18 protein-coding genes are annotated in these 19251 nt (G+C 73.6%); 5 read left to right on the top strand and 13 right to left on the bottom strand.

Features of this window, described 5'->3' with window-relative positions:
- Position 1: 1 nt before the first annotated feature.
- Genes HD595_RS29445 through HD595_RS29475 form a run of 7 tightly spaced genes read right to left on the bottom strand, consistent with a single transcriptional unit; the run spans position 2 to position 5339 of the window.
- On the bottom strand, positions 2-1264 hold the full coding sequence (locus HD595_RS29445) for an FAD-dependent oxidoreductase (RefSeq protein ID WP_253774600.1): 1263 nt from the start codon (positions 1262-1264) through the stop codon (positions 2-4).
- Entirely contained in the window at positions 1261-1989 is a 729-nt protein-coding gene (locus HD595_RS29450) for a maleate cis-trans isomerase family protein (protein WP_253774602.1), read from the bottom strand. Before HD595_RS29450 ends, HD595_RS29445 begins: the two co-directional genes overlap by 4 nt.
- Positions 1986-2438: a hypothetical protein gene (locus HD595_RS29455; RefSeq protein WP_253774604.1), complete on the bottom strand. Its 453-nt coding sequence runs from the start codon at positions 2436-2438 to the stop codon at positions 1986-1988. Before HD595_RS29455 ends, HD595_RS29450 begins: the two co-directional genes overlap by 4 nt.
- A complete protein-coding gene (locus HD595_RS29460) occupies positions 2438-2689 on the bottom strand; it encodes a hypothetical protein (RefSeq protein ID WP_253774606.1) in 252 nt (83 codons plus the stop codon). Before HD595_RS29460 ends, HD595_RS29455 begins: the two co-directional genes overlap by 1 nt.
- Positions 2690-2714: 25 nt before the next feature.
- Positions 2715-2927, bottom strand: coding sequence for a hypothetical protein (locus HD595_RS29465; RefSeq protein WP_253774607.1), 213 nt, complete (start codon positions 2925-2927; stop codon positions 2715-2717).
- Positions 2928-2982: 55 nt separating this feature from the next.
- Complete coding sequence (locus HD595_RS29470) at positions 2983-4575, bottom strand: MFS transporter (protein ID WP_253774609.1); 1593 nt, start codon at positions 4573-4575, stop codon at positions 2983-2985.
- On the bottom strand, positions 4572-5339 hold the full coding sequence (locus HD595_RS29475) for a hypothetical protein (protein WP_253774612.1): 768 nt from the start codon (positions 5337-5339) through the stop codon (positions 4572-4574). The genes HD595_RS29470 and HD595_RS29475 overlap by 4 nt, the downstream gene beginning before the upstream one ends.
- A gap of 220 nt (positions 5340-5559) precedes the next feature.
- Here HD595_RS29475 and HD595_RS29480 point away from each other — a divergent pair, with 220 nt between their 5' ends.
- The gene (locus HD595_RS29480) at positions 5560-6834 is read left to right on the top strand and encodes a helix-turn-helix domain-containing protein (protein ID WP_253774614.1); all 1275 of its coding nucleotides are present in this window, start codon (positions 5560-5562) and stop codon (positions 6832-6834) included.
- A gap of 158 nt (positions 6835-6992) precedes the next feature.
- Complete coding sequence (locus HD595_RS29485; protein ID WP_301309634.1) at positions 6993-7823, top strand: SAM-dependent methyltransferase; 831 nt, start codon at positions 6993-6995, stop codon at positions 7821-7823.
- A gap of 71 nt (positions 7824-7894) precedes the next feature.
- On the opposite strand, the gene HD595_RS29490 is transcribed toward HD595_RS29485, so the two are convergent.
- Both HD595_RS29490 and HD595_RS29495 read right to left on the bottom strand, forming a co-directional pair.
- Entirely contained in the window at positions 7895-8713 is an 819-nt protein-coding gene (locus HD595_RS29490) for a DUF4253 domain-containing protein (RefSeq protein WP_253774618.1), read from the bottom strand.
- Positions 8714-8894: 181 nt separating this feature from the next.
- Positions 8895-10007 (bottom strand): TIGR03118 family protein, encoded by a 1113-nt coding sequence (locus tag HD595_RS29495; protein WP_253774620.1) that lies wholly within the window; start codon positions 10005-10007, stop codon positions 8895-8897.
- Between the two features lie 120 nt (positions 10008-10127).
- On the opposite strand from HD595_RS29495, the gene ppgK reads away from it, so the two are divergent.
- Together ppgK and hrpA are read left to right on the top strand one after the other, a co-directional pair.
- The gene (gene ppgK, locus HD595_RS29500; RefSeq protein ID WP_253774622.1) at positions 10128-10853 is read left to right on the top strand and encodes a polyphosphate--glucose phosphotransferase; all 726 of its coding nucleotides are present in this window, start codon (positions 10128-10130) and stop codon (positions 10851-10853) included.
- A 231-nt stretch (positions 10854-11084) separates the two neighbouring features.
- On the top strand, positions 11085-14957 hold the full coding sequence (hrpA, locus tag HD595_RS29505; protein ID WP_253774624.1) for an ATP-dependent RNA helicase HrpA: 3873 nt from the start codon (positions 11085-11087) through the stop codon (positions 14955-14957).
- On the opposite strand, the gene HD595_RS29510 is transcribed toward hrpA, so the two are convergent.
- Positions 14947-15561 carry a Uma2 family endonuclease gene (locus HD595_RS29510; RefSeq protein WP_253774626.1) on the bottom strand — a complete coding sequence of 205 codons (615 nt, stop codon included), beginning with the start codon at positions 15559-15561 and terminating at the stop codon, positions 14947-14949. The two genes, hrpA and HD595_RS29510, sit on opposite strands and share 11 nt — an antisense overlap.
- A gap of 110 nt (positions 15562-15671) precedes the next feature.
- Between HD595_RS29510 and HD595_RS29515 the strand changes: the two genes are divergently transcribed.
- Positions 15672-16325, top strand: a complete 654-nt coding sequence (locus tag HD595_RS29515) for an HAD family hydrolase (protein ID WP_253774628.1) — start codon at positions 15672-15674, stop codon at positions 16323-16325.
- A 244-nt stretch (positions 16326-16569) separates the two neighbouring features.
- On the opposite strand, the gene HD595_RS29520 is transcribed toward HD595_RS29515, so the two are convergent.
- The 3 genes from HD595_RS29520 to HD595_RS29530 all read right to left on the bottom strand — a co-directional run bounded on the left by HD595_RS29520 (position 16570) and on the right by HD595_RS29530 (position 19211).
- Complete coding sequence (locus tag HD595_RS29520) at positions 16570-16968, bottom strand: DUF5709 domain-containing protein (protein ID WP_253774630.1); 399 nt, start codon at positions 16966-16968, stop codon at positions 16570-16572.
- 34 nt (positions 16969-17002) lie between these two features.
- Positions 17003-17563, bottom strand: coding sequence for a hemerythrin domain-containing protein (locus tag HD595_RS29525; RefSeq protein ID WP_253774632.1), 561 nt, complete (start codon positions 17561-17563; stop codon positions 17003-17005).
- 97 nt (positions 17564-17660) lie between these two features.
- Positions 17661-19211: a gamma-glutamyltransferase family protein gene (locus HD595_RS29530; RefSeq protein WP_253774634.1), complete on the bottom strand. Its 1551-nt coding sequence runs from the start codon at positions 19209-19211 to the stop codon at positions 17661-17663.
- Positions 19212-19251: the final 40 nt, after the last annotated feature.

The following is a 19251-nucleotide window of genomic DNA, read 5'->3' on the forward strand; positions in this document are numbered from 1 at the left end:
GTCAGCTCTGCCTCACGGGGTGGTGGGGGACGGGGTCCAGCACGCGGTCGGGGCCGCGCCCGGGGGGACGGCCGGGCAGGGTGTCGGCGGCGCTCGCGGGCATGCCGCCGGGCAGGGTGTCGAGCATCGAGGCCTGCGCCAGGTAGAGGCGGGTGGCCTCGGGGTCGCCGGCGATGGCCCGCAGCCCCGCCATCGCGGCCGCCAGCCGGGAGGTGTCGCGGTCCTGGACCCCGGCCACGCGTGCCTCGCTGCGCGGGATCACGTGTTCGAGCAGGACGTTGCGCCGCCGCGCCGCCCACGCGTCCAGCGCCGCCGGGCCGGCGTGCCCGGCCGTCACCTCGGCCAGCACGGCGCCGAGCTCGACGGCGTCGTGGATGCCGGCGTTCATGTTGAGCCCGCCGGCCGTGGACGTCAGGTGCGCCGCGTCGCCCGCGAACAGCACCCGGCCGCACCGGAACGAGCCGAGCACGCCGCGCGACAGGCCGTACCGGTCGGCGCCGATGACCCGCACCGGCCGGCTGACCCCGGGCAGCGCCCGCCGCACCAGGGCGGCGACGCTGGAGGTGGCCAGCGGGTTGCGGGCGTCGCAGGGGATGCGCACGACGATCCGCCAGTGGTCGGGCAGCGCGAGCAGGCTGCACGACTGGCCCACGTCGCGCACGTACGTCAGGGGCGCGAGGCGCGGCAGCAGCTCGTCCAGCGGCGAGTCGGTGAAGACCCGCAGCGCCTGGGTCGGGTAGCCGGCGCGGGGGAACGGCAGGCCGAGCGAGCCGCGCACGGTGCTGTGCGCGCCGTCGGCCGCCACCACGTACTTGGCCCGCGCCCAGCTCTGCCCGATGCGCAGCCGCACGCCGGTGCCGCCCTCGGCCACCCCGTCCACGGCCGTGCCGAAGCGCACGTCCGCGTCCGGCTGGGCCTCCAGCGCCGCCAGCAGCAGCGGGGTGAGCGACGACTGCTCGGCGTGCAGCCGGTACGGGTGCCGGGTCATGCCGTCGAGGCTGCCCATCCCCATCTCCGCCAGGACCTCACCGGCCCGGTCACGCCACTGGACGCGGTTCACCACGCGGCCGCGGGCGATGAGCGGCTCGGCGACGCCGAGGTCGTCCAGCAGGTCGAGCGTGGCCGGGTGGAAGGTGGAGGCCCGCGACTGCCTGGCCAGGCCCGCCTCCCGTTCGAACACGGTCACCGGCACGCCCGCCCTGGCCAGGGTGAGCGCGGCCGTCAGCCCGACCGGGCCGGCGCCGACCACGGCGACGCCGCTCATGTCCGCTGCCCCTGCGCGGCGGGACGGTGCGGGACGCGGCCCAGCGTGATCGGCATGCCCGTCGCCCGTGACAGCGCCCACCAGGAGCTGCACAGGTTCGAGGTGAGCAGGATCCGGTCGTTGCCGGCGCCGATCGGCAGCAGCGCCGGCAGCGTCGACATGCCGGTGCCGCTGAACAGCACCACGGCGTCGTCCGGCAGGCACGCCTCGCCGACCTGCTCCACCAGCTCGGCCGTGGTGACGTCGTAGGGCGAGAACCGGCCGCGCGCCCGCACGTCCACCACCCGGGTGACGTGCATCCCGGCCGCCTTCCAGAACCGCTCGGCCAGCTCCGTCAGCCACGGCTCGTACGGCGAGACCAGCACGATGTCCTCGGCGCCGATGTGGTCGAGCGCGTCCAGCGTGGCCAGGGTCGCCGAGGCGAACGGGACGCCGAAGCGCTCGCTCAGCTCCTCGCACCGGAACCGGTCCTCGTCCGGGCCGAGCAGGTACCGCGAGCCGCTGCACAGCATGACGATCGCGTCGAGCGGCAGGTCGCCGAACGAGCAGATCATCGCCGGCAGCGCCTCGTTGTACGCCTCCAGCCGCTCCGGCAGCGTCAGCCCGGGCCGTACCGGGAACCGGGTGACGTGCATGTCGGCCCGCGAGCCCAGCAGCCGGGCCAGCTCCGGCTCGGCCGCCGGGTTGGCCGGGGGCACGATCACGCCCACTCTGCCGCGCTTCATGCGGTCCTCCCCGCGTCCAGGCCGAACAGCGTCCGCAGCGCGTCGGCGTACCGCTCGCCCAGGGGAGAGCCCGAGTGGCGGGTCAGGCTGGTCAGCGGCCCCTCCAGGAACGCGTCCACCACCCGCTGGACGGCGTCGCGCACCTCCTCGCGCGCCGAGGGGTCCAGCTCCGGCGCCCGCGAGGCGAGCCGGCCCAGCTCGGCGTCCGCGACGGCGCTCGCCTTCGTGCGCAGCGCCACCGCGACCGAGCAGGTCGCCGATTCCACCGCGACCGAGCAGGTCGCCGGCTCCGCCGCGGTGGGCGGCGGAACGGAGGAGGGGGCCGGCACCGTGGTGATCCACGGCCTGCGCGGCACGGCGGCCCGGCGGGCGGGGATGGCGCCGCCGATCCCCCTGCGCGGGCGCCGGTCCGGCAGGACGGGGGACGGGGCGAGTCCGGCCGTCGTCATCAGCAACCCGACCAAGCCGCGGCCCAGAACGCCGCCTCACGCCGCTCCAGCGCCTCGTCATCCAATTCGCGCCGGGTCCGCGCGGTGTCCGATTCGCGCCGGGTCCGCGCGGTGTCATCGGTGGTGTCCAGCCGCACCCCGGCCCGCTCGGCGCCGAGCAGGTGCACCGCGGCCCCGATCACGGTGTCGGCGAATTCCCGTTGCCGTTCCGCGGCGACCTCCGCCGGGCATTCGACCTTGATGGTGACCATGGTTTCCTCCATGCGGGTGGGGGGTTCAGGACGCCTGCGCGAGCGCCTGGTCGATGACGCTGATGGCCAGGTCGGACACCTGCCGGATGTGGTGCAGCCGGTGCACGGTGCGCTCGGCGGTCGCGCCGTCGACGTGCTCGTCCTCGGCCGGCGCGGGCGGCGGCGGCGCGGGCCGCTCCCTCCGGGCGGGAGCCCCGTAGGGGTGCTGGTACGGCCTGCGGATCTCGTCGGCGAGCATGGTCCACTCCTGTCAGCGCGGCTTCACGGGCGGATACACGGGACTGATGGGGGGTTCAGAGCCGTTCGGGGGTTCGGTAGGCGGACACGTCGCGGGCGCCGAAGCGGGCCAGCTCCTCCTCCGCCTCGTCGCGTACCTGGACGAAGCTGTCGCGCAGCTCGGCGAGCAGCCGGCGCAGCATGATCAGCTCCGCCTCGGCCTCGCGCCGCGACAGGCGCGGGGTCCTGCGGCGCGGCGTGCCGGCGACCCGGGCGAGCGCCACGGTGCCGACGATCACGGCCGCGATCAGGCAGCCGACCATCGCGGAGGCGAAGCCCGGCATCGGGCCGTCCAGCACCGGCTGGTCGACCAGGGCGGAGGCGCCGGCCACGCCGATCGCGCCGCCCAGCATGCGGGCCGTGTTGATGGCGCCGACCGCGGAGGCGTACTGGGTGGGGTGGGCCGCCATCGTGCCGACCGTGGAGGTGCCGGTGGACAGGGCGCCGAACCCGCAGCCCAGCATGAGCGCGGCCACCAGCGTCCAGACGGTGGGGTAGGGGTTGGCCAGCAGGAGGGCGCAGCCGCCGCCGAGGAGCAGCGCCCCGGCGTAGATGACCGCGTTGAGGCCGATGCGCCGCCCGGCCAGCATGGCCAGCGGGCTCCCGCCGATCATCGCGAGCGAGATGGGGGTCAGCCACAGGCCGATGGTGACGGGGTCGAACCCGGAGTTCTTCAGGTAGAGCGGGCCGAGCGCGAGCACCACGAACGAGGCCGCGCCGTACAGCAGGGACGCCCCGCCCGACCACAGGAAGCCGGGACGCCGCCACAGCCGGATGTCGATGGCGCCGGCCGCGTGCCGCCACGAGGTGGCGATCGCCCCGGCCAGCAGCAGCGCGGCGGTGACCGCGCAGCCGATGGTGCGCAGGTCGCCCCAGCCCCACGTGCCGCCCTGCGACACGGCCAGCACGGCCGCCGCGATCGCGCCGACCAGCAGCACCGTGCCGAACACGTCGGGCACGCGGCGCACCTGGCCGAGGGAGCGGGGCAGCGCGGGGGTCAGCATGAGCAGGGCCGCGGCCAGTCCGGCGCTGGGCAGGAACAGGCCGCGCCAGCCGTACGCGGCCACGAGCAGGCCGCCGCCGGCCTGGAGCGCGAGGCAGCCGATGCCCGACGAGGCGCTCCACAGTGCCATGGCGCCGGCGCGGCGGTTGGCGGGCAGCTCGCCCAGCAGCAGGCCGAGCGAGGCGGGGAACATCAGCGCGGCGCCGACGCCCTGCGCCAGCCGCCCGCCGAGGAGCAGCGGCCAGGACGTGGTCGCGATGACCGCCGCGGCGCCCAGGCCGTACAGGGCCAGGCCGAAGGCGAGGACGCTGCGCCTGCCCAGCAGGTCGGCGAAGCGGCCCGCCGTGGCCAGCAGCGCGGCCACCGCGGCGAAGTTGATCGTGCTGACCCAGGTGACCTCGGCCATCGGCAGCGAGGCCGCGATGGGGTCGCGGCTCAGCACGGGGATCGCCAGCGTCGTCGCCGTGCTGTCGGCCATGATCGCGATGACGACACCGCAGGCGATCAGGCGCAGGACGGCGAAGCGCCCCCGGACCTGCGACCGGGGCCGCGCCACCGGCCCGACGAACGGGCCGGCGACGTGCTCGCGAACGGGCGTCAGCGTCATCGCGGCGTCTCCGCCAGGTCCCTGCGGGCGACGGTGACGGTCTCGGGCCGCGGCACCTCGGGACGGTTCGGCACGCTGGCCGCGACCATCCGCTCGGTGATGCCGACGAGGCGGCCGGGCGCCCGCGTCCAGGAGCGGGCCGAACGGCCGGCGTCGGGGCCGACCAGCGACATGACGACCTGGGAGGCCAGCGTCAGGTGCTCGGCGCAGCGGCGGCTCACCTTGGCCTCCAGGCCGGCGACCTGCGCCAGGCGCAGCCGCAGCGCCTCCAGCGAGGCGGTGCGCTCCAGGCCGTCCAGCTCGGCGAGCCGGTCGGGCCAGCGCAGCTCGCGGCCGACGTGGTCGCGGACCCTGATGGCGATCTCGTCCGCGGGCACCTCCTCCTCGCGCAGGCGGGTGCCGATCGCGAAGGCCGAGCGCGCGGTGCGGGCGTAGTCGGACAGCCGGCCCGCGAGGGCGGCGTCGAGCATCCGGGCCCGGTGGACGAGGCACTCGGCGCTCCAGCCGAGCACCATGAGCCGGTCGGCGGCGACCTCGGTGTACCAGCCGGCCAGCCGCAGCTCGCGGGCCATCCGGTGGTAGTGGACCCAGCGGTCGCCGTTGCCGTCCACCCAGACCTCCACGCCGCCGAGCGGCATGTTGGCCACGTGGACGCGCTTGTCTCGGGGCGCCACCCGGGCGCAGATGCGCAGGATCACCCGGTCCGGTGCCTGCGGCGCTCTCGGCCGCCTGGCGAACCAGGAACCGGTCTGGGGATCGGTCACGTCCGGCCACCTCCTCGCCGGCGACTCTCCAGAACCGTCCGGCCGTCAAGTCTCACTTTCCACGTATCGGTCCGATAGTGGCGTTCTGTGGGAAGATGTGTCAACTGACACTTTCCAGTTGGGTATGGATGCGCCGCCGGAGGTTTACGGACGCCCGCGGGCGCGCATGATCCCCGGATTCCCCTACGCTGAGGGTCTCCCGGGCGGCAGGAGGTGCGGAGTGGCGACCATCGCCGACAGGCTGGACCTGGCGCTGCGCGAGCGGGGGCTGAGCGGCGCGCAGGTGGCCGCCGAGCTGACCGAGGCGGGCATCCCCATCACCCGCGCCTACGTCAGCCAGCTCCGCACCGGCAAGCAGACCAATCCCACCCTCCAGGTGCTGCGCGCCCTCGCCTCCTGCCTCCAGGTCAGCGTCGGCTGGCTGGTGGGCGAGGAGGCGCCGGGCGCCGGCTCCGCCGCGGTGGACGACCTCCAGGCGCGCGCCGCCGCCGTCGGCGCGGCGGCCTCCGGGCTGTCCGACGGCTCACTGGCCGTGCTGCGCGGCGTCATCGACCTGGCCCGCCGGGCCGAGGGGCTGTCCGAGAGCCCGGAGGCCGGCCCGCCGCCCGCGGCCGAGGCCCCGCCGGTGCCGGCCGCCCGGACCACCCTGCCCCCGCCGGTCCGCGCGGCGCTCGGCGAGCGGCTGCGCGGCCTGCGCGAGGCGGCCGGCCTGACGGCCGAGCAGGTCGAGAGCGCGCTCGGCCGCGGCACGGTCCGCGTCGAGGCCGCCGAGACCGGCCGCGCGGCCCCCGCGCCGGCCCTGGTGGAACGGCTGCTCGACCTGTACGGCGTGACCGCGCTGCCCGCCCGCGAGCACGTGCTGTCGCTGGCCCGCGGCGAGCGCGAGCCCGCCTGGTGGGACACCAGCGCGGTGCCCGTCTGGCTGGCCACCGCCTTCGCCCTGGAGCAGCGGGCCTCGGTGATCCGCGTGTACGACCCGCGGACGGTGCCGGCGCTGCTGCAGACCGAGGCATACGCCCGCGCCGCGATCGGCGTGGCCGGCCCCGCCACGCTCGGGCAGGGCTCGGTGGAGGCGGCGGTGCGGCTGGTGCTGGCCCGCCAGGAGATGGTCTTCGCCGGGCGCGGCCCCGTCGTGTGGGCGATCATGGACGAGGGCGTGCTGCTGCGCTCCATCGCCGAGCCCGCGGTCCACCTGGCCCAGCTCGACTCCCTCATCGACCTCGCCAAGCGCCCCGGCGTCTCGCTCCATCTGCTGCCCCTGGACGACCCGGCGTACCTGCCCCGCACGGGGCCGTTCACGCTCTGGCGTTACGCCGAGGCGTTCGAGCCCGACATCGCCTGCGCGCACACCGTCGAACGCGACGAGCTGATCACCGAGCCGGGGGCCGTCGAGGCCTACCACCAGGCGTTCGCCAAGCTGTCGGTCACCACGACCACGCGCGAGGAGACCTTCGACCTGCTGAACACCCACCGTGACCGAATAGCGCGAGGATGATCCTTTATTCACCGGGAAACGTATATTTCCCGATTATTTCGCGCCAATAGGTTGTATTGTTGGGACATTTGGAGCATTTTCAACTTGGTCCTCCGAGTGGGGTCGAGGCCGCGGAACTTTCCCGTACGGCAAGGCGAGGGGAAAGGGGCGATACGGAAATGCGTCAACGTGCCATCCGTAATTTGGCCAGGCTCAACACGTCCCAGGCGCGTATCACCCGTATGCTCGACGCCGCCGCCGGAGGGAAGAACAATTTCGTCGCCGACCGCGACGCCGTGCGCCGTTATGACGAGGCCGCTCCCGTGACCACCGCCGCCGCGCGGGCCGTGCTGGCGTTCCTGTCCCGCGTGATCCGCCACCTGGCGGCGGGCGGCGTCGACCAGTTCGTGATCGTCGGCAGCGGGGTGCCCAGCGGGCTGCCCCCCGGCCGCCAGCTCCACGACCTGGCCCGTGAGGCGTCGGGCCGCTCCGACGTCCGGGTGCTGTACGTCGAGAACGACCCGATGGTGCTGGCCTACGCCCAGGCCACGATCGAGCCGGTGACCGACCTGGTGCGCGTGGTGGAGGGCGACCTCCGGCAGGTCGAGGACCTGCTCGGCGACCGGGTGGTGCGGACGTTCGTCGACTGGGACCGGCCCGTCGGCCTGGTGCTGGTCTCGGTGCCCGGCCTCGGCGACGAGGAGGCGCGGCACGCGATCAAGTGCCTGTGCCACGCCGCCGCCGCGGGCAGCTACCTGGCCCTGCTGCAGACCACCTTCGACGCGATCCCCGACGAGCTGCTGCCCGCGATCGGCGAGCTGCTGGCCATGACCCTGCCGGGCCACGTCGTCCGCACGCGCGCGGAGTCGGCGGCGCTGCTGGAGGGGCTGGACCTGGTGGAGCCGGGGCTGGTGTGGGTGCCCGAGTGGCGGCCCGACGGGCGCGACGAGGCGTGCGCGGCCCTGCCCAGCGCGTCGGGCAACTACGGCGCCGTCGCTCGCGTCCTCTGACCCCGGGCCCGCCGGCCCGGCGTCCTCTCACTCCTGGCCCGCCGGCCCGGCGCCGTCAGCCCCCCATGATGTCAGTCCCACCAGAACGACCAGAAGTGCCGGCCGATGATCTGCTCCGCGTAACCGCGCAGATCACCCGGGCCCTGCACCACGTTGTCGGGACAGAACGTCCAGTGCTCGGCCGCCACGTGCAGCGCGTGCTCGGCGTCAACCGGCGGCGCCGCGACGCTCAGCTCCAGCGTGTTGAACCCGACGCACACCACCCGCGCCCCGAAGCGGTCCTCCCAGCTGCGCACCACCGCCGCGAGCGGCACCATCCACTCGTTGTGGTGCAGGGCGCCCTGCCAGCCCATCACGGCCAGCGCGTCGGCGCCGCGCCGGGCCGCGACCAGGCCCAGCGGCATGCCACGCGAGGAGAGCTGGTCGGCGTACCAGTCGGCGACCTCGCCGGGAGTGGCCTTCGGCACCCCGGGGGCGGCCGGGCCGGGGCAGAGCGCGCCGTAGGGGTCGAGCTCGTCGAGGGCGTCGGACGGCATCTGCGCCACCCACTCCTGCCACACCTCGTGCATGAACCCCTCGGCCGTGAAGTGGTCGATCTGCGCGGGCTCGTCCGGCACGACCTGGCCGATCGACCAGGGCTGGGCCGACTCGTCCAGCAGCACCGGCCAGAGGCCGCTCGCGGGGTGCTCGGCGCGCAGGCGGGCCCAGTCGTGGCCGGAGACGGGCTCGTCGCTCATCCAGAACGCCGGCCTGGCCGGCTCTCCCTGGCCGGTGTAGCCGGGGTCGGGCCAGACGAGGTCACCCGGCGGCAGGGCGGCCCGCAGCGCGCGCCCCATGCCCGCGTCGGCGAACAGCCGGCCCAGCTCGCGTGGCAGCCGATGATCTGTCATGCCCTACCGTCTCCGTCCGCACCCGTCGGGGAGATGGTAGTGCCGCCCACCGACATGGCCTCGGGGGCGGCGCGAATTCCTCGCGTTCCTCGCGCGGGCGGCGGGCGGGCGTGGGCTCCGCCGCCGGTGGGGGGTGTTTCCGGCACGGCCGCGCCACCGTGCCGGAAACGTCAGCGGCCGGTCAGTAGCCCCCGTACGAGGAGTGGGTGGAGTGCGGCGAAGAGGTGGGGGTCGCCGTCGCGGTGGGGGCGGTGGCGGAGGAGCCGCCGGAGCCCGCGGGCCGGATGAGGCCGAGCAGGCCGTGCTGGCCGCCGTCGATGCCGGCGGAGAACCACAGCGCGTTCTCACCGCCGTTGGCCGCGGTGCCGAGCTCCAGGTCCCACAGGCCGGGAAGCTGGATCGTCGCGCCGTTGGCGGTGCGCAGGGCGCCGAGGTGGCGGTTGTTGCGGTAGGCGTGGATGGTGCCGTCGCCGAAGTTGCCGACGAGCACGGATCCGGCGTAGGCGCCGCGCGGGGCCGCGGTGATCGCCCACGGCGCGTTGAGGCCGGTGCGCGCGATGCGGCCGGTCAGGCGGCCCTCGGCGTTGAAGCGGCTGACGAAGCCCTTGCCGGCGCCGGCGACGGACTTGCCGGTGTCCGGGTCACGCAGCGCGTACGCCACCCAGATCTGGTTGTGGGCGACCGCCACGTTGAACGGCGAGTAGCCGGAGGGGACGGCCGGGTCGCGGAACTGCCAGCGCTTCAGCCGGACCCGCTCGAAGTCGGAGTTCCAGGCGTGGATGCGGCCGCCGGCGAAGTCCGCGGCGAGCAGGAAGTCGCCGTCCTCGGTCCGCGCGAGCGCGAGTCCCTTGTAGTCGGCCCCGCGGGTGAACGCGGCGATGACGGCGTTCTTCGGGTCCGCCTCGGCGTTCCAGCCGGTGATGGCGCCGCTGGGGCTGGAGAAGAGGAACGTGGCGGGCTTGCCCTTCACGGTGAACCCGTCGGTGGGGTTGAACACCTGGCCCGTCGGGGCCCCGCCCGGGATGCTGACCTCCGTCTGCTCCTTCTTGCCGGCGCCCGAGTAGACGGTGGCGCTGCCGGTGCCCGTGGCGGAGACCCAGAGGGTCTTGCCCATGGCCAGGCCCCAGGGGTTGACCAGTTTGGGGTCGGTGGTGGCGGCCTTGCCCCTCACGTCCGAGACGAGGTTGACGACGTCGAACCGCGCGCGGGGGGTGGCGGTGGCGTGTGCGGGGGTGGCGAGAGTGCTGCCCAGGCCGACCGCAACAGCGCAGAGTGTGATGATGCGTGACCGCATCCGTGCCTCCTTGTTAGCGCTTGTGACGCGAGATACGCGGGGCGCCTGGGGCAGGGTTCAGTATGGTCCGGAAATATCCGGCGAGGCGTTTCTTGCCGTCTGTAGGGGAGATGGATGGTTATGGAAGTTCTGGGGATTGATATCGGCGGCTCAGGGATCAAGGGCGCGCCCGTCGACGTCACGGCGGGCAAGCTGGCCCAGGAGCGCCTGCGCATTCCCACCCCGCAGCCGTCCAAGCCGGAGCCCGTCGCCGAGGTGGTGCGGCAGATCGTCGATCACTTCGCGTGGTCCGGGCCCGTCGGCGTGACGTTCCCCGGGGTGGTCCGCGACGGGGTGGTGCACACCGCCGCCAACGTCCACCACTCGTGGATCGGCGTGGACGCCTCCGACCTGTTCGGCGGCGCGTGCGTGCTCAACGACGCCGACGCGGCCGGCATCGCCGAGATGACCTTCGGCGAGGGCCGCGACCGGCGCGGGACCGTGCTCATGCTGACGTTCGGCACGGGCATCGGCAGCGCCCTGTTCACCGACGGGGTGCTCGTGCCCAACACCGAGCTCGGCCACCTGGAGCTGCGCGGCAAGGACGCCGAGCTGCGCGCCTCCGACAAGGCCCGCGAGGACCACGAGCTGAGCTGGGACAAGTGGGCCGGCCGGGTCGAGGAGTACCTGCGGCACGTGGAGATGCTGTTCTCCCCGTCGCTCATCGTCGTGGGCGGCGGAGTGAGCAAGAAGGCCCACAAGTGGCTGCCGGAGATCCACATCGACACGCCGATCGTGCCCGCCGCGCTGCAGAACGAGGCGGGCATCATCGGCGCCGCCCAGATGGCCGGCAGCCGGGCCGGCTGACCTCACTGATCAACAAAGTCGGGCCCGGGAGGCAACCGGAACGGCCTCTCGGGAGTCTCATTGATGGGCGTGGCCGTTCACGACGCAACTCTGGGGAGAGTGGGCCCGCCGTGGACGGCCACGGCCATGTCTGAGGTCTCAGCGCTTTATTGGGATGCGGGACGGCGGCGCGGTCCGGCAGCATGGACCGTTGGCTCCCGGTGCACGGGGCTCAAATATCCTGAAAGCAGTATGGGAACCTCCGCGTTGTCCTCTCCGCTCACCGAGATCCAGTCCCGCCTGCCCGAGCTCATGCCGCGCGACCAGCGGCGGCTGCGGCGCAGGCTCGACGGCGCGCGCCGGGTGCGCTCCCGCGAGGCCCGCGACAAGATCGCCGCGGAGATCCTCGCCGACGTCGAGCGCGCCGAGCAGCGCCTGGCCCGCCGCCGCGAGGCCGTGCCGGCGGTCAGCTACCCCGAGGCCCTGCCGGTCTCCCAGCGCAAGGACGACATCCTCGCCGCCATCCGCGACCACCAGGTCGTGATCATCGCCGGTGAGACCGGGTCCGGCAAGACCACCCAGATCCCCAAGATCTGCCTCGAACTCGGCCGCGGTGTGCGCGGCCTGATCGGCCACACCCAGCCCCGCCGCATCGCCGCCCGCACCGTCGCCGAGCGCGTCGCCGAGGAGCTCGGCACCGAGCTGGGCCAGGTCGTCGGCTACAAGGTGCGCTTCACCGACCAGGGCAGCGACCGCACACTGGTCAAGCTCATGACCGACGGCATCCTGCTGGCCGAGCTCCAGCACGACCGGCTGCTGGAGCAGTACGACACGCTCATCATCGACGAGGCCCACGAGCGCAGCCTCAACATCGACTTCATCCTCGGCTACGTCAAGCAGCTCCTGCCCCGGCGCCCCGACCTCAAGGTCATCATCACCAGCGCCACCATCGACCCCGAGCGCTTCTCCCGCCACTTCGGCGACGCGCCGATCATCGAGGTGTCCGGCCGCACCTACCCCGTCGAGGTCCGCTACCGGCCGCTCGGCGAGGACGACGACCAGACGCAGGGCATCGTCGACGCCTGCCGCGAGCTGGTCACCGAGGGGCCGGGCGACATCCTCGTCTTCCTCAGCGGCGAGCGGGAGATCCGCGACGCCGCCGACGCGCTCGGCAAGGCCGACTTCCGCAACACCGAGATCCTGCCGCTGTACGCGCGGCTGAGCGCCGCCGAGCAGCACCGCGTCTTCCAGCGCCACACCGGCCGGCGCGTCGTGCTGGCCACCAACGTGGCCGAGACCTCGCTCACGGTCCCCGGCATCAAGTACGTCGTCGACCCCGGCTACGCCCGCATCTCCCGCTACAGCCACCGCACCAAGGTGCAGCGCCTGCCCATCGAGGCGATCTCCCAGGCCAGCGCCAACCAGCGCAAGGGCCGCTCCGGCCGCACCTCCGACGGCATCTGCATCCGGCTGTACGAGGAGGAGGACTTCCTCGGCCGGCCGGAGTTCACCGACCCGGAGATCCTGCGCACCAACCTGGCCTCGGTCATCCTGCAGATGACCTCCATCGGGCTGGGCGACATCGAGGCGTTCCCGTTCGTGGAGCCGCCGGACCGCCGCCAGGTCAAGGACGGCGTCAACCTGCTGCACGAGCTGGGCGCGTTCGACGCGGAGGGCAGGCTCACCCCGACCGGCCGCAAGCTCGCCACGCTGCCGGTCGACCCGCGGCTCGGCCGCATGGTGCTGGAGGCCGAGAAGCACGGCTGCCTGCGCGAGGTCATGGTGATCGCCGCCGCCCTGTCCATCCAGGACCCGCGCGAGCGCCCCGCCGACAAGCAGCAGCAGGCCGACGAGAAGCACCGCCGCTTCGCCGACCCCGAGTCCGACTTCCTCACCTACCTCAACCTCTGGCACTACCTCCAGGAGAAACAGCAGGAGCTGTCCTCCAGCGCCTTCCGCCGCCTGTGCAAGGCCGAGTACCTCAACTACCTGCGCGTGCGCGAGTGGCAGGACATCTACAGCCAGCTCCGCCAGGCGCTCGGCGTCCAGCCCAACAGCCATCCCGGCGACCCGCACAGCGTGCACGTGTCGCTGCTGTCGGGCCTGCTGTCCCACATCGGCGTCAAGGACGTCGTGGACAAGCAGCGCCCCTCCGACGGCCGCCGCCCCCTCCAGGAGTACATCGGCGCCCGCAACGCCCGCTTCGCCATCTTCCCCGGCTCGGCCCTGGCCAGGAAGCAGCCGCAGTGGGTCATGTCGGCCGAGCTCGTCGAGACCTCGCGGCTGTGGGCCCGGGTCAACGCCAAGATCGAGCCGGGCTGGGTCGAGCCGCTCGCCCAGCACCTCGTCAAGCGCTCCTACTCCGAGCCGCACTGGGAGAAGGACCAGGGCGCGGTCATCGCGCTGGAGAAGGTCACCCTGTACGGCGTGCCGCTGGTCACCGGCCGCAAGGTCAACTACGGGCGTATCGACCCCGAGCTGTCGCGCGAGCTGTTCATCCGGCACGCGCTCGTCCAGGGGGAGTGGGACGCCCACCACGAGTTCCTGCGCGCCAACCGGCGGCTGCTCCAGGAGGTCGAGGAGCTGGAGAACCGCGCCCGCCGCCGCGACATCATGGTCGACGACGAGGCGCTGTTCGACTTCTACGACCGGCGGGTGCCCGCCGACGTGGTGTCGGCCCGCCACTTCGACGCCTGGTGGAAGAAGGCCCGCGCCACCGACCCCGGCCTGCTCACCTTCTCCCCGGAGATGCTGGTCAACGAGGGCGCCGACGTCAGCACCCAGGACTACCCCGACACCTGGCGCCAGCTCGGCCAGCGGATGAAGCTCACCTACCAGTTCGAGCCGGGCGCCGACGCCGACGGCGTGACCGTCCACGTGCCGCTCCAGGTGCTCAACCAGATCGGCGCCGACGGCTTCGACTGGCAGATCCCCGGCCTGCGCGAGGAGCTGGTCACCGAGCTGATCAGGTCGCTGCCCAAGCCGCTGCGCCGCAACTTCGTGCCCGCCCCCAACTACGCCAAGCAGGTGCTGGCCGGAGTGAAGCCGGGCGGCGAGCCGCTGCTGGAGGCCGTGGAGCGCGAGCTGCTGCGCCTCACCGGCGTGCGCGTGCCGCGCGAGGCGTGGCAGCTCGACCAGATCCCCGACCACCTGCGCATCACGTACCGGGTGATCGACGAGCGCAAACGGACGATCGCCGAGGACAAGGACCTCGACACGCTCAAACGGCGCCTCGCGCCGCGCCTGCGCCAGACGCTGTCGGCGGCGGCCGACGACCTGGAGCGCACCGGCCTGCGCACGTGGAGCTTCGGCACGCTGCCGAAGGTGTTCGAGCAGGGCCGCATGAAGGGCTTCCCGGCCCTCGTGGACGACGGCGACTCGGTCTCCATCAAGATCTTCGAGACGGAGGCGGAGCAGCGCCGCTCCCACTGGCCCGGCACGCGCCGCCTGCTGCTGCTGAACGTCACCAACCCGGCCAAGTCACTGCTCGGCGGCCTGTCCAACCAGGCCAAGCTGGCCCTGTCGCGCAGCCCGCACGGCGGCGCCGTGGCGCTGTTCGACGACGTGGTCGACGCCGCCGCCGACCAGCTCATGCTCGACATGGGCGGCGCCCCGTGGGACCCGGTCGCCTTCGACCGCCTCTACCAGCACGTACGCGCCGAGCTGCACGACACCGCGGCCGACGTGCTGGCCAAGGTGGAGCAGATCCTCAGCGTGTGGCACGCGGTGGGCACGCGACTGGAGTCGCTGCGGTCGAGCGCCTCGACGGAGGACGTGCGCGAGCAGTTGCGCGGACTCGTGTACGCGGGATTCGTCACCGCGACCGGCCGGCGCCGGCTGCCGGACGTGCTGCGCTACCTGCGGGCCGTCGAACGGCGGCTGACCAAGCTGCCGGAGGAGCCCTGGCGCGACGAGGAGTGGATGGCGCGGGTGCACAAGGTCGAGGACGACTACCACGACCTGCTGGACAAGCTCCACCCGGCCCGGCGTTCGGACCCGGACGTGGTGGAGATCAGGTGGATGATCGAGGAACTGCGGGTCAGCTTCTTCGCCCAGACGCTCGGGACCCCCACCCCGGTGTCGGAGAAGCGCATCGCGAAGGCGATGGAGCGGCTCAGCCCTTGAAGATGGAGGTGTCGAGCTCCAGGTTGACGGGGTCGGGCAGCATGATGGGCGTGCCCATGTCGACGGTGGTGGTCGAACGGTAGGTGCCGCGCTGGATGTTGTGATGAACCCTGACGACCTGAGGCGAACTCAGAGTGTCGATCAGCAGGTAGATCGGCACATGGCCCTGCGCGTAAAGGTACGGCTTCTCCTTACGGTCGCGCATGACGCTGCTCGGCGAGACGACCTCGGCGACCAGGATGACGCCCGAGGACATCAGCTCCAGGTCTCCCCAGCGCGGGCAGTCGGCCGGTGAGAGCACATAGTCGGGGGCGACGGGCTCGCGAGGTCCCTCGATGCAGACGCTGACGCCGCCGACGGATCCTCGCCATCCGTGCTGCCTGCGGACGGGAAGCAGCGCATCATGCAGGTCGGCGGCGATCCAGCCGTGCTCAGGAGTGCCCAAGGGGCTCACGATCACAGTCCCTTCGATGACCTCTGCCCGGAATCCGGGGATGGGGGGTAGTGCATCGAACAGCTCGCGGCCCGTCCTCGGTAGGGGCCCCTCACCGGTGAACCTCAGCTTCGCGCACCGGCGCTCATCCGTGACTCTGACCGCAACCATGAGATGTCCCTCCGTAATCGAACGGGCGCGCTAAGTATTGCACGCCCTGACCCTCCGCTGAAGCGCTTTCCGCCCGCCCGTACAGTGGGGGCCGACGAGGAGGGACAGGGATGATCAAGGCAGTGGTGTTCGACGTCGGCGAGACGCTCATCGACGAGACCCGCATCTGGTCGCGGTGGGCCGACCGGCTGGGCGTGAGCAGGTTCGTGATGATGGGCGCGCTGGGCGGCATGGCGGCCCTGGACCGCTCGCACCGCGAGGCGTTCGAGCTCGTCCGGCCCGGCATCGACATCGACGCCGAGCTGGCGGCCTGGGAACGCGACGAGCCGGACAGCCTGCGCAACCACTTCGACGCCGACGACCTCTACCCGGACGTCCGCGACGCCCTCGCCGCGCTGCGCGCCGCCGGGCTCCAGGTGATCATCGCGGGCAACCAGCCGGTCCGGGCCTACGACGCGCTGGTCGCCATGGAACTGCCGGCCGACTCCGTCCACACCTCGGACGGGTGGGGCGTGTCCAAGCCCGATCCCGGGTTCTTCGCCAAGGTGGCCGCCGTCGCGGGGCGGGAGCCGGGCGAGATCCTCTACGTGGGCGACCGGCTGGACAACGACGTGCTGCCGGCCGGGCGGGCGGGCATGCGGACCGCGCTGCTGCGGCGGGGGCCGTGGGGATACCTGCACGCCGAGCGGGCGCGGGCGTGCGAGGCCGATGTGATCGTGGACGACCTGCACGCCCTGCTGCCCGCGCTGTCCCGCATCACCTGACGGCCTCCGGGCCGCCCGGGCCCCGCGCCGACGGCTCGCCCGGGGCGCTCCTGGCCCGAGCCCCGCGCCGACGGCTCGCCCGGGCGCCCCTGGCCCGAGCCCCGCGCCGGCGGCTCGCCCGGCCGCTCCTGGACCGGGACGTCGTCGAGCGGCCCACCGGGACGTCCTCCTGGTGGGCCGCCGCTGACGGATGGCCGCGAGAAGCGCGGCGGTGGCGGGCGAGGCGGTGCGACGGCGGGGCGGGTCAGCGGGAGGAGGGGCCGGCGGTCCGGCCCACGTCGTCGTCGCCCCCGTCCTCGCCGCCGAAGCCGAGACCGGCGTCGGCGGCCAGGTCGTCCGGGGCGACGTGGACCGCGCGCTCCTCGGCCGACAGGTCGCCGGAGTCCTCCCCCCAGTCCTCGCCGATCTCGTCCTTCTCCTCGTCGGGTGCCAGACCTTCGTCGGGCTGCGTCAGGCGGTGCTCCTCCCGGGGCGCCTTCTCCCGGTCGGGCTTCTCCCGCCACAGCCGCTCGTCGAGGGAGTCCTGGTGCTGAGGGTCGTCCTCGTCGATGCGGTGGTCGAGGCCGAGGTCGTCGGTCCACTCCTCGACCTCGATCTCCTGCTCGTCGGCGAAGCCGAACCTGTCCGGAGGTAGTTCGCTCATAGGGGCACCCCTACCCCCAGGCACGGCCGGAATCCTAGGATCCGGCCTTCCGCAGAGCCTCCTCCAGCTCCTCCTTGTCCATCTGGGAGCGGCCGGGGATGTCGGCCTTCTGCGCCTCCTTGTACAGCTCCGCCTTCGTCGCCTCGCCGTCGGACGAGGAGCCGGCGCCCGAGCCGCCCGTCAGCGCGGCCAGCTCCTCGTCGCGCCGCTTCTGGAAGGCCGCGCCGAGCCGCTCCAGCTCCTTGGCGTCGGCCTTGCCGGCCAGCTTCGGCAGGAGCTCGCTCTCCTCTTCCTCCACGTGGTGGCTGACGGACTCCTCCAGCTTGACGAGGGTCTGCTGGAACTCGGCGGTGCCCGGCTCGGCCCGTACGAGGGCGTCGAGCAGCACCTCCGCCTCCTTGTGCTCCTCGACCTCGTGGTGCGCGTCGATGCCGGGGTAGACGCGGTCCTCCTCGGCGCGGGCGTGCGCGGTGAGCAGGGCGTGCAGCTCCGCGACGGTGGCGCGCGGGTCGCCCTCCTTCTTCTTGAGCCGCTCGAAGAGCGCCTCGACCTTGCGGTGGTCACGGGTGATGAGTGTGATGACATCGGTCGCCATGGGGCGACGTGCTACCCGCCCGGCGCCGCTCCAATCGCCCCGGGCGGGCATCCGGCGCCCGCCGGTCCCTGACCCCGTGAGCGCCCGGCGGGCGGTGTCAGCGGCCGATCGCGGCGCCGATGAGCGCGCGCGGGTCGGCCGCCCCCGCGAGGGTCCCGTCCGGCCGTACGTCGATGAGGTGGGCGTGGCCGAACATCCCCCCGTACGGCCGCGCGGTCACCGGGTGGCCGAGCGCGGCCAGGCCGTCGGACCAGGGCGCGCCCTCCTCCAGGTCCAGGACCGTGTCGTCGGGCGCGTACCAGGTGTCGAAGCCCGTGCCGCCCGCGCCGATCCGCCAGCGCGGCGCGGAGATCGCCGGGCCCGGCAGCTCGCCGTGGCGCAGCAGCCGGGTGATGACCTGGAGGAGGACCTGCGGCTGCGCGTCGCCGCCCATGGTGCCCACCACGGAGCGCAGCGACCCGTCGGCGCGGGTCACCAGCGCCGGGGCGAGCGTGTGCGGCGGGCGGCGGCCGGGGCCGTACTCCGCCGGGTGGCCGGGCGTCAGCGAGAAACCGATGCCGCGGTTGTGGAGGTTGATCCCGGTACGGGGCTCGAACACCATGCTGCCGAAGCCGGCGGCGTTCGACTGGATGAGGGAGACCCCCATGCCGTCGCCGTCCACGGCGCACAGGTACGTGGTGTCGCCGGGCGCGGCCGGGGCGCCGAGGCGGAGCCTGCGCGCCGGGTCCACCAGCGCCCGGCGCCGCTCGATCTCCTCGGGCGCGAGCAGGTCCTTGGCGTCCTCGTGCAGCAGGGCCAGCCGGTCGTGGCCGCTCACCCGGGCGGCCTCGGCCAGCAGGTGCGCCCAGAGCGGGTCGTCCGGCGAGGCGGGCAGGTCGAGCCCGTCGGCGATGCCGAGCGCCATGAGCAGCAGGTATCCCTGGGAGTTGGGCGGCATCGACCAGATGTCGTGGCCGAACGCCCGGATCCCGAGCGGGGTCACCCAGTCGGCGTTCGGCCGGGCGAGGTCGGCCCGGTCGTACTCGCCGGCGCCGAGCTCCAGCAGTCCCTCGCCGAACTCGCCGAGGTAGAAGCCGTCGCGACCGTCGGCGGCGACGGCGCTCAGCGCCCGGGCCACGCCGGGCCGCCGCACCCGGTCGCCGGCCTCGTGGACGACGGCGAAGTCGCCGCCGCCGGGCCGCCCCGCCGCGATCCGGGCGCCCGCCAGGAGCAGGGGGGACGCGGGGAAGCCGGCGCTCGCCAGCCGGATCGCGGGTTCGAGCAGGGAGGCCAGGGGGAGCCGGCCGTGGCGCTCGTGCAGCGCGAGCCACCCGTCCACGCAGCCGGGCACGGGGACCGAGCGGATGTCGTGCAGGTGGGGCATGCGCTCGTGACCCTCGGCGCGCAGCCGGTCGGGGTCGGCGCCCGACCCGGCGCGCCCGGAGGCGTTGAGCGCGCTCACCCCACCGGAGGAGCCGTCGTGGACCAGGGCGAACAGGTCGCCGCCGAGCCCGCACATGTGGGGCGCCGTGACGGTCAGGACGGCGTTCGCGGCGATGGCGGCGTCGGCGGCCGAGCCGCCGCGGTCGAGCGCCGCCACCCCCGCCGCGGAGGCGAGGTGGTCGACGCTGCACACCATGCCGGATGTCGCGTATCGGGTGTCATGCACGCATTCGACCTTACGGCCGGGCGCGCACCGGGCAAGGCCG

It is taken from the genome of Nonomuraea roseoviolacea subsp. carminata, from assembly GCF_024172185.1.
Lineage (GTDB): Bacteria > Actinomycetota > Actinomycetes > Streptosporangiales > Streptosporangiaceae > Nonomuraea > Nonomuraea roseoviolacea.

Coding starts and splice junctions, on each gene's coding strand:
- HD595_RS29495 (WP_253774620.1), bottom strand. CDS start 10,007: ATGCGGTCACGCATCATCACACTCTGCGCTGTTGCGGTCGGCCTGGGC.
- HD595_RS29455 (WP_253774604.1), bottom strand. CDS start 2,438: ATGACGACGGCCGGACTCGCCCCGTCCCCCGTCCTGCCGGACCGGCGC.
- hrpA (WP_253774624.1), top strand. CDS start 11,085: ATGGGAACCTCCGCGTTGTCCTCTCCGCTCACCGAGATCCAGTCCCGC.
- HD595_RS29485 (WP_301309634.1), top strand. CDS start 6,993: ATGCGTCAACGTGCCATCCGTAATTTGGCCAGGCTCAACACGTCCCAG.
- HD595_RS29490 (WP_253774618.1), bottom strand. CDS start 8,713: ATGACAGATCATCGGCTGCCACGCGAGCTGGGCCGGCTGTTCGCCGAC.
- HD595_RS29445 (WP_253774600.1), bottom strand. CDS start 1,264: ATGAGCGGCGTCGCCGTGGTCGGCGCCGGCCCGGTCGGGCTGACGGCC.
- HD595_RS29525 (WP_253774632.1), bottom strand. CDS start 17,563: ATGGCGACCGATGTCATCACACTCATCACCCGTGACCACCGCAAGGTC.
- HD595_RS29450 (WP_253774602.1), bottom strand. CDS start 1,989: ATGAAGCGCGGCAGAGTGGGCGTGATCGTGCCCCCGGCCAACCCGGCG.
- HD595_RS29465 (WP_253774607.1), bottom strand. CDS start 2,927: ATGCTCGCCGACGAGATCCGCAGGCCGTACCAGCACCCCTACGGGGCT.
- HD595_RS29515 (WP_253774628.1), top strand. CDS start 15,672: ATGATCAAGGCAGTGGTGTTCGACGTCGGCGAGACGCTCATCGACGAG.
- HD595_RS29460 (WP_253774606.1), bottom strand. CDS start 2,689: ATGGTCACCATCAAGGTCGAATGCCCGGCGGAGGTCGCCGCGGAACGG.
- HD595_RS29470 (WP_253774609.1), bottom strand. CDS start 4,575: ATGACGCTGACGCCCGTTCGCGAGCACGTCGCCGGCCCGTTCGTCGGG.
- HD595_RS29520 (WP_253774630.1), bottom strand. CDS start 16,968: ATGAGCGAACTACCTCCGGACAGGTTCGGCTTCGCCGACGAGCAGGAG.
- HD595_RS29510 (WP_253774626.1), bottom strand. CDS start 15,561: ATGGTTGCGGTCAGAGTCACGGATGAGCGCCGGTGCGCGAAGCTGAGG.
- ppgK (WP_253774622.1), top strand. CDS start 10,128: ATGGAAGTTCTGGGGATTGATATCGGCGGCTCAGGGATCAAGGGCGCG.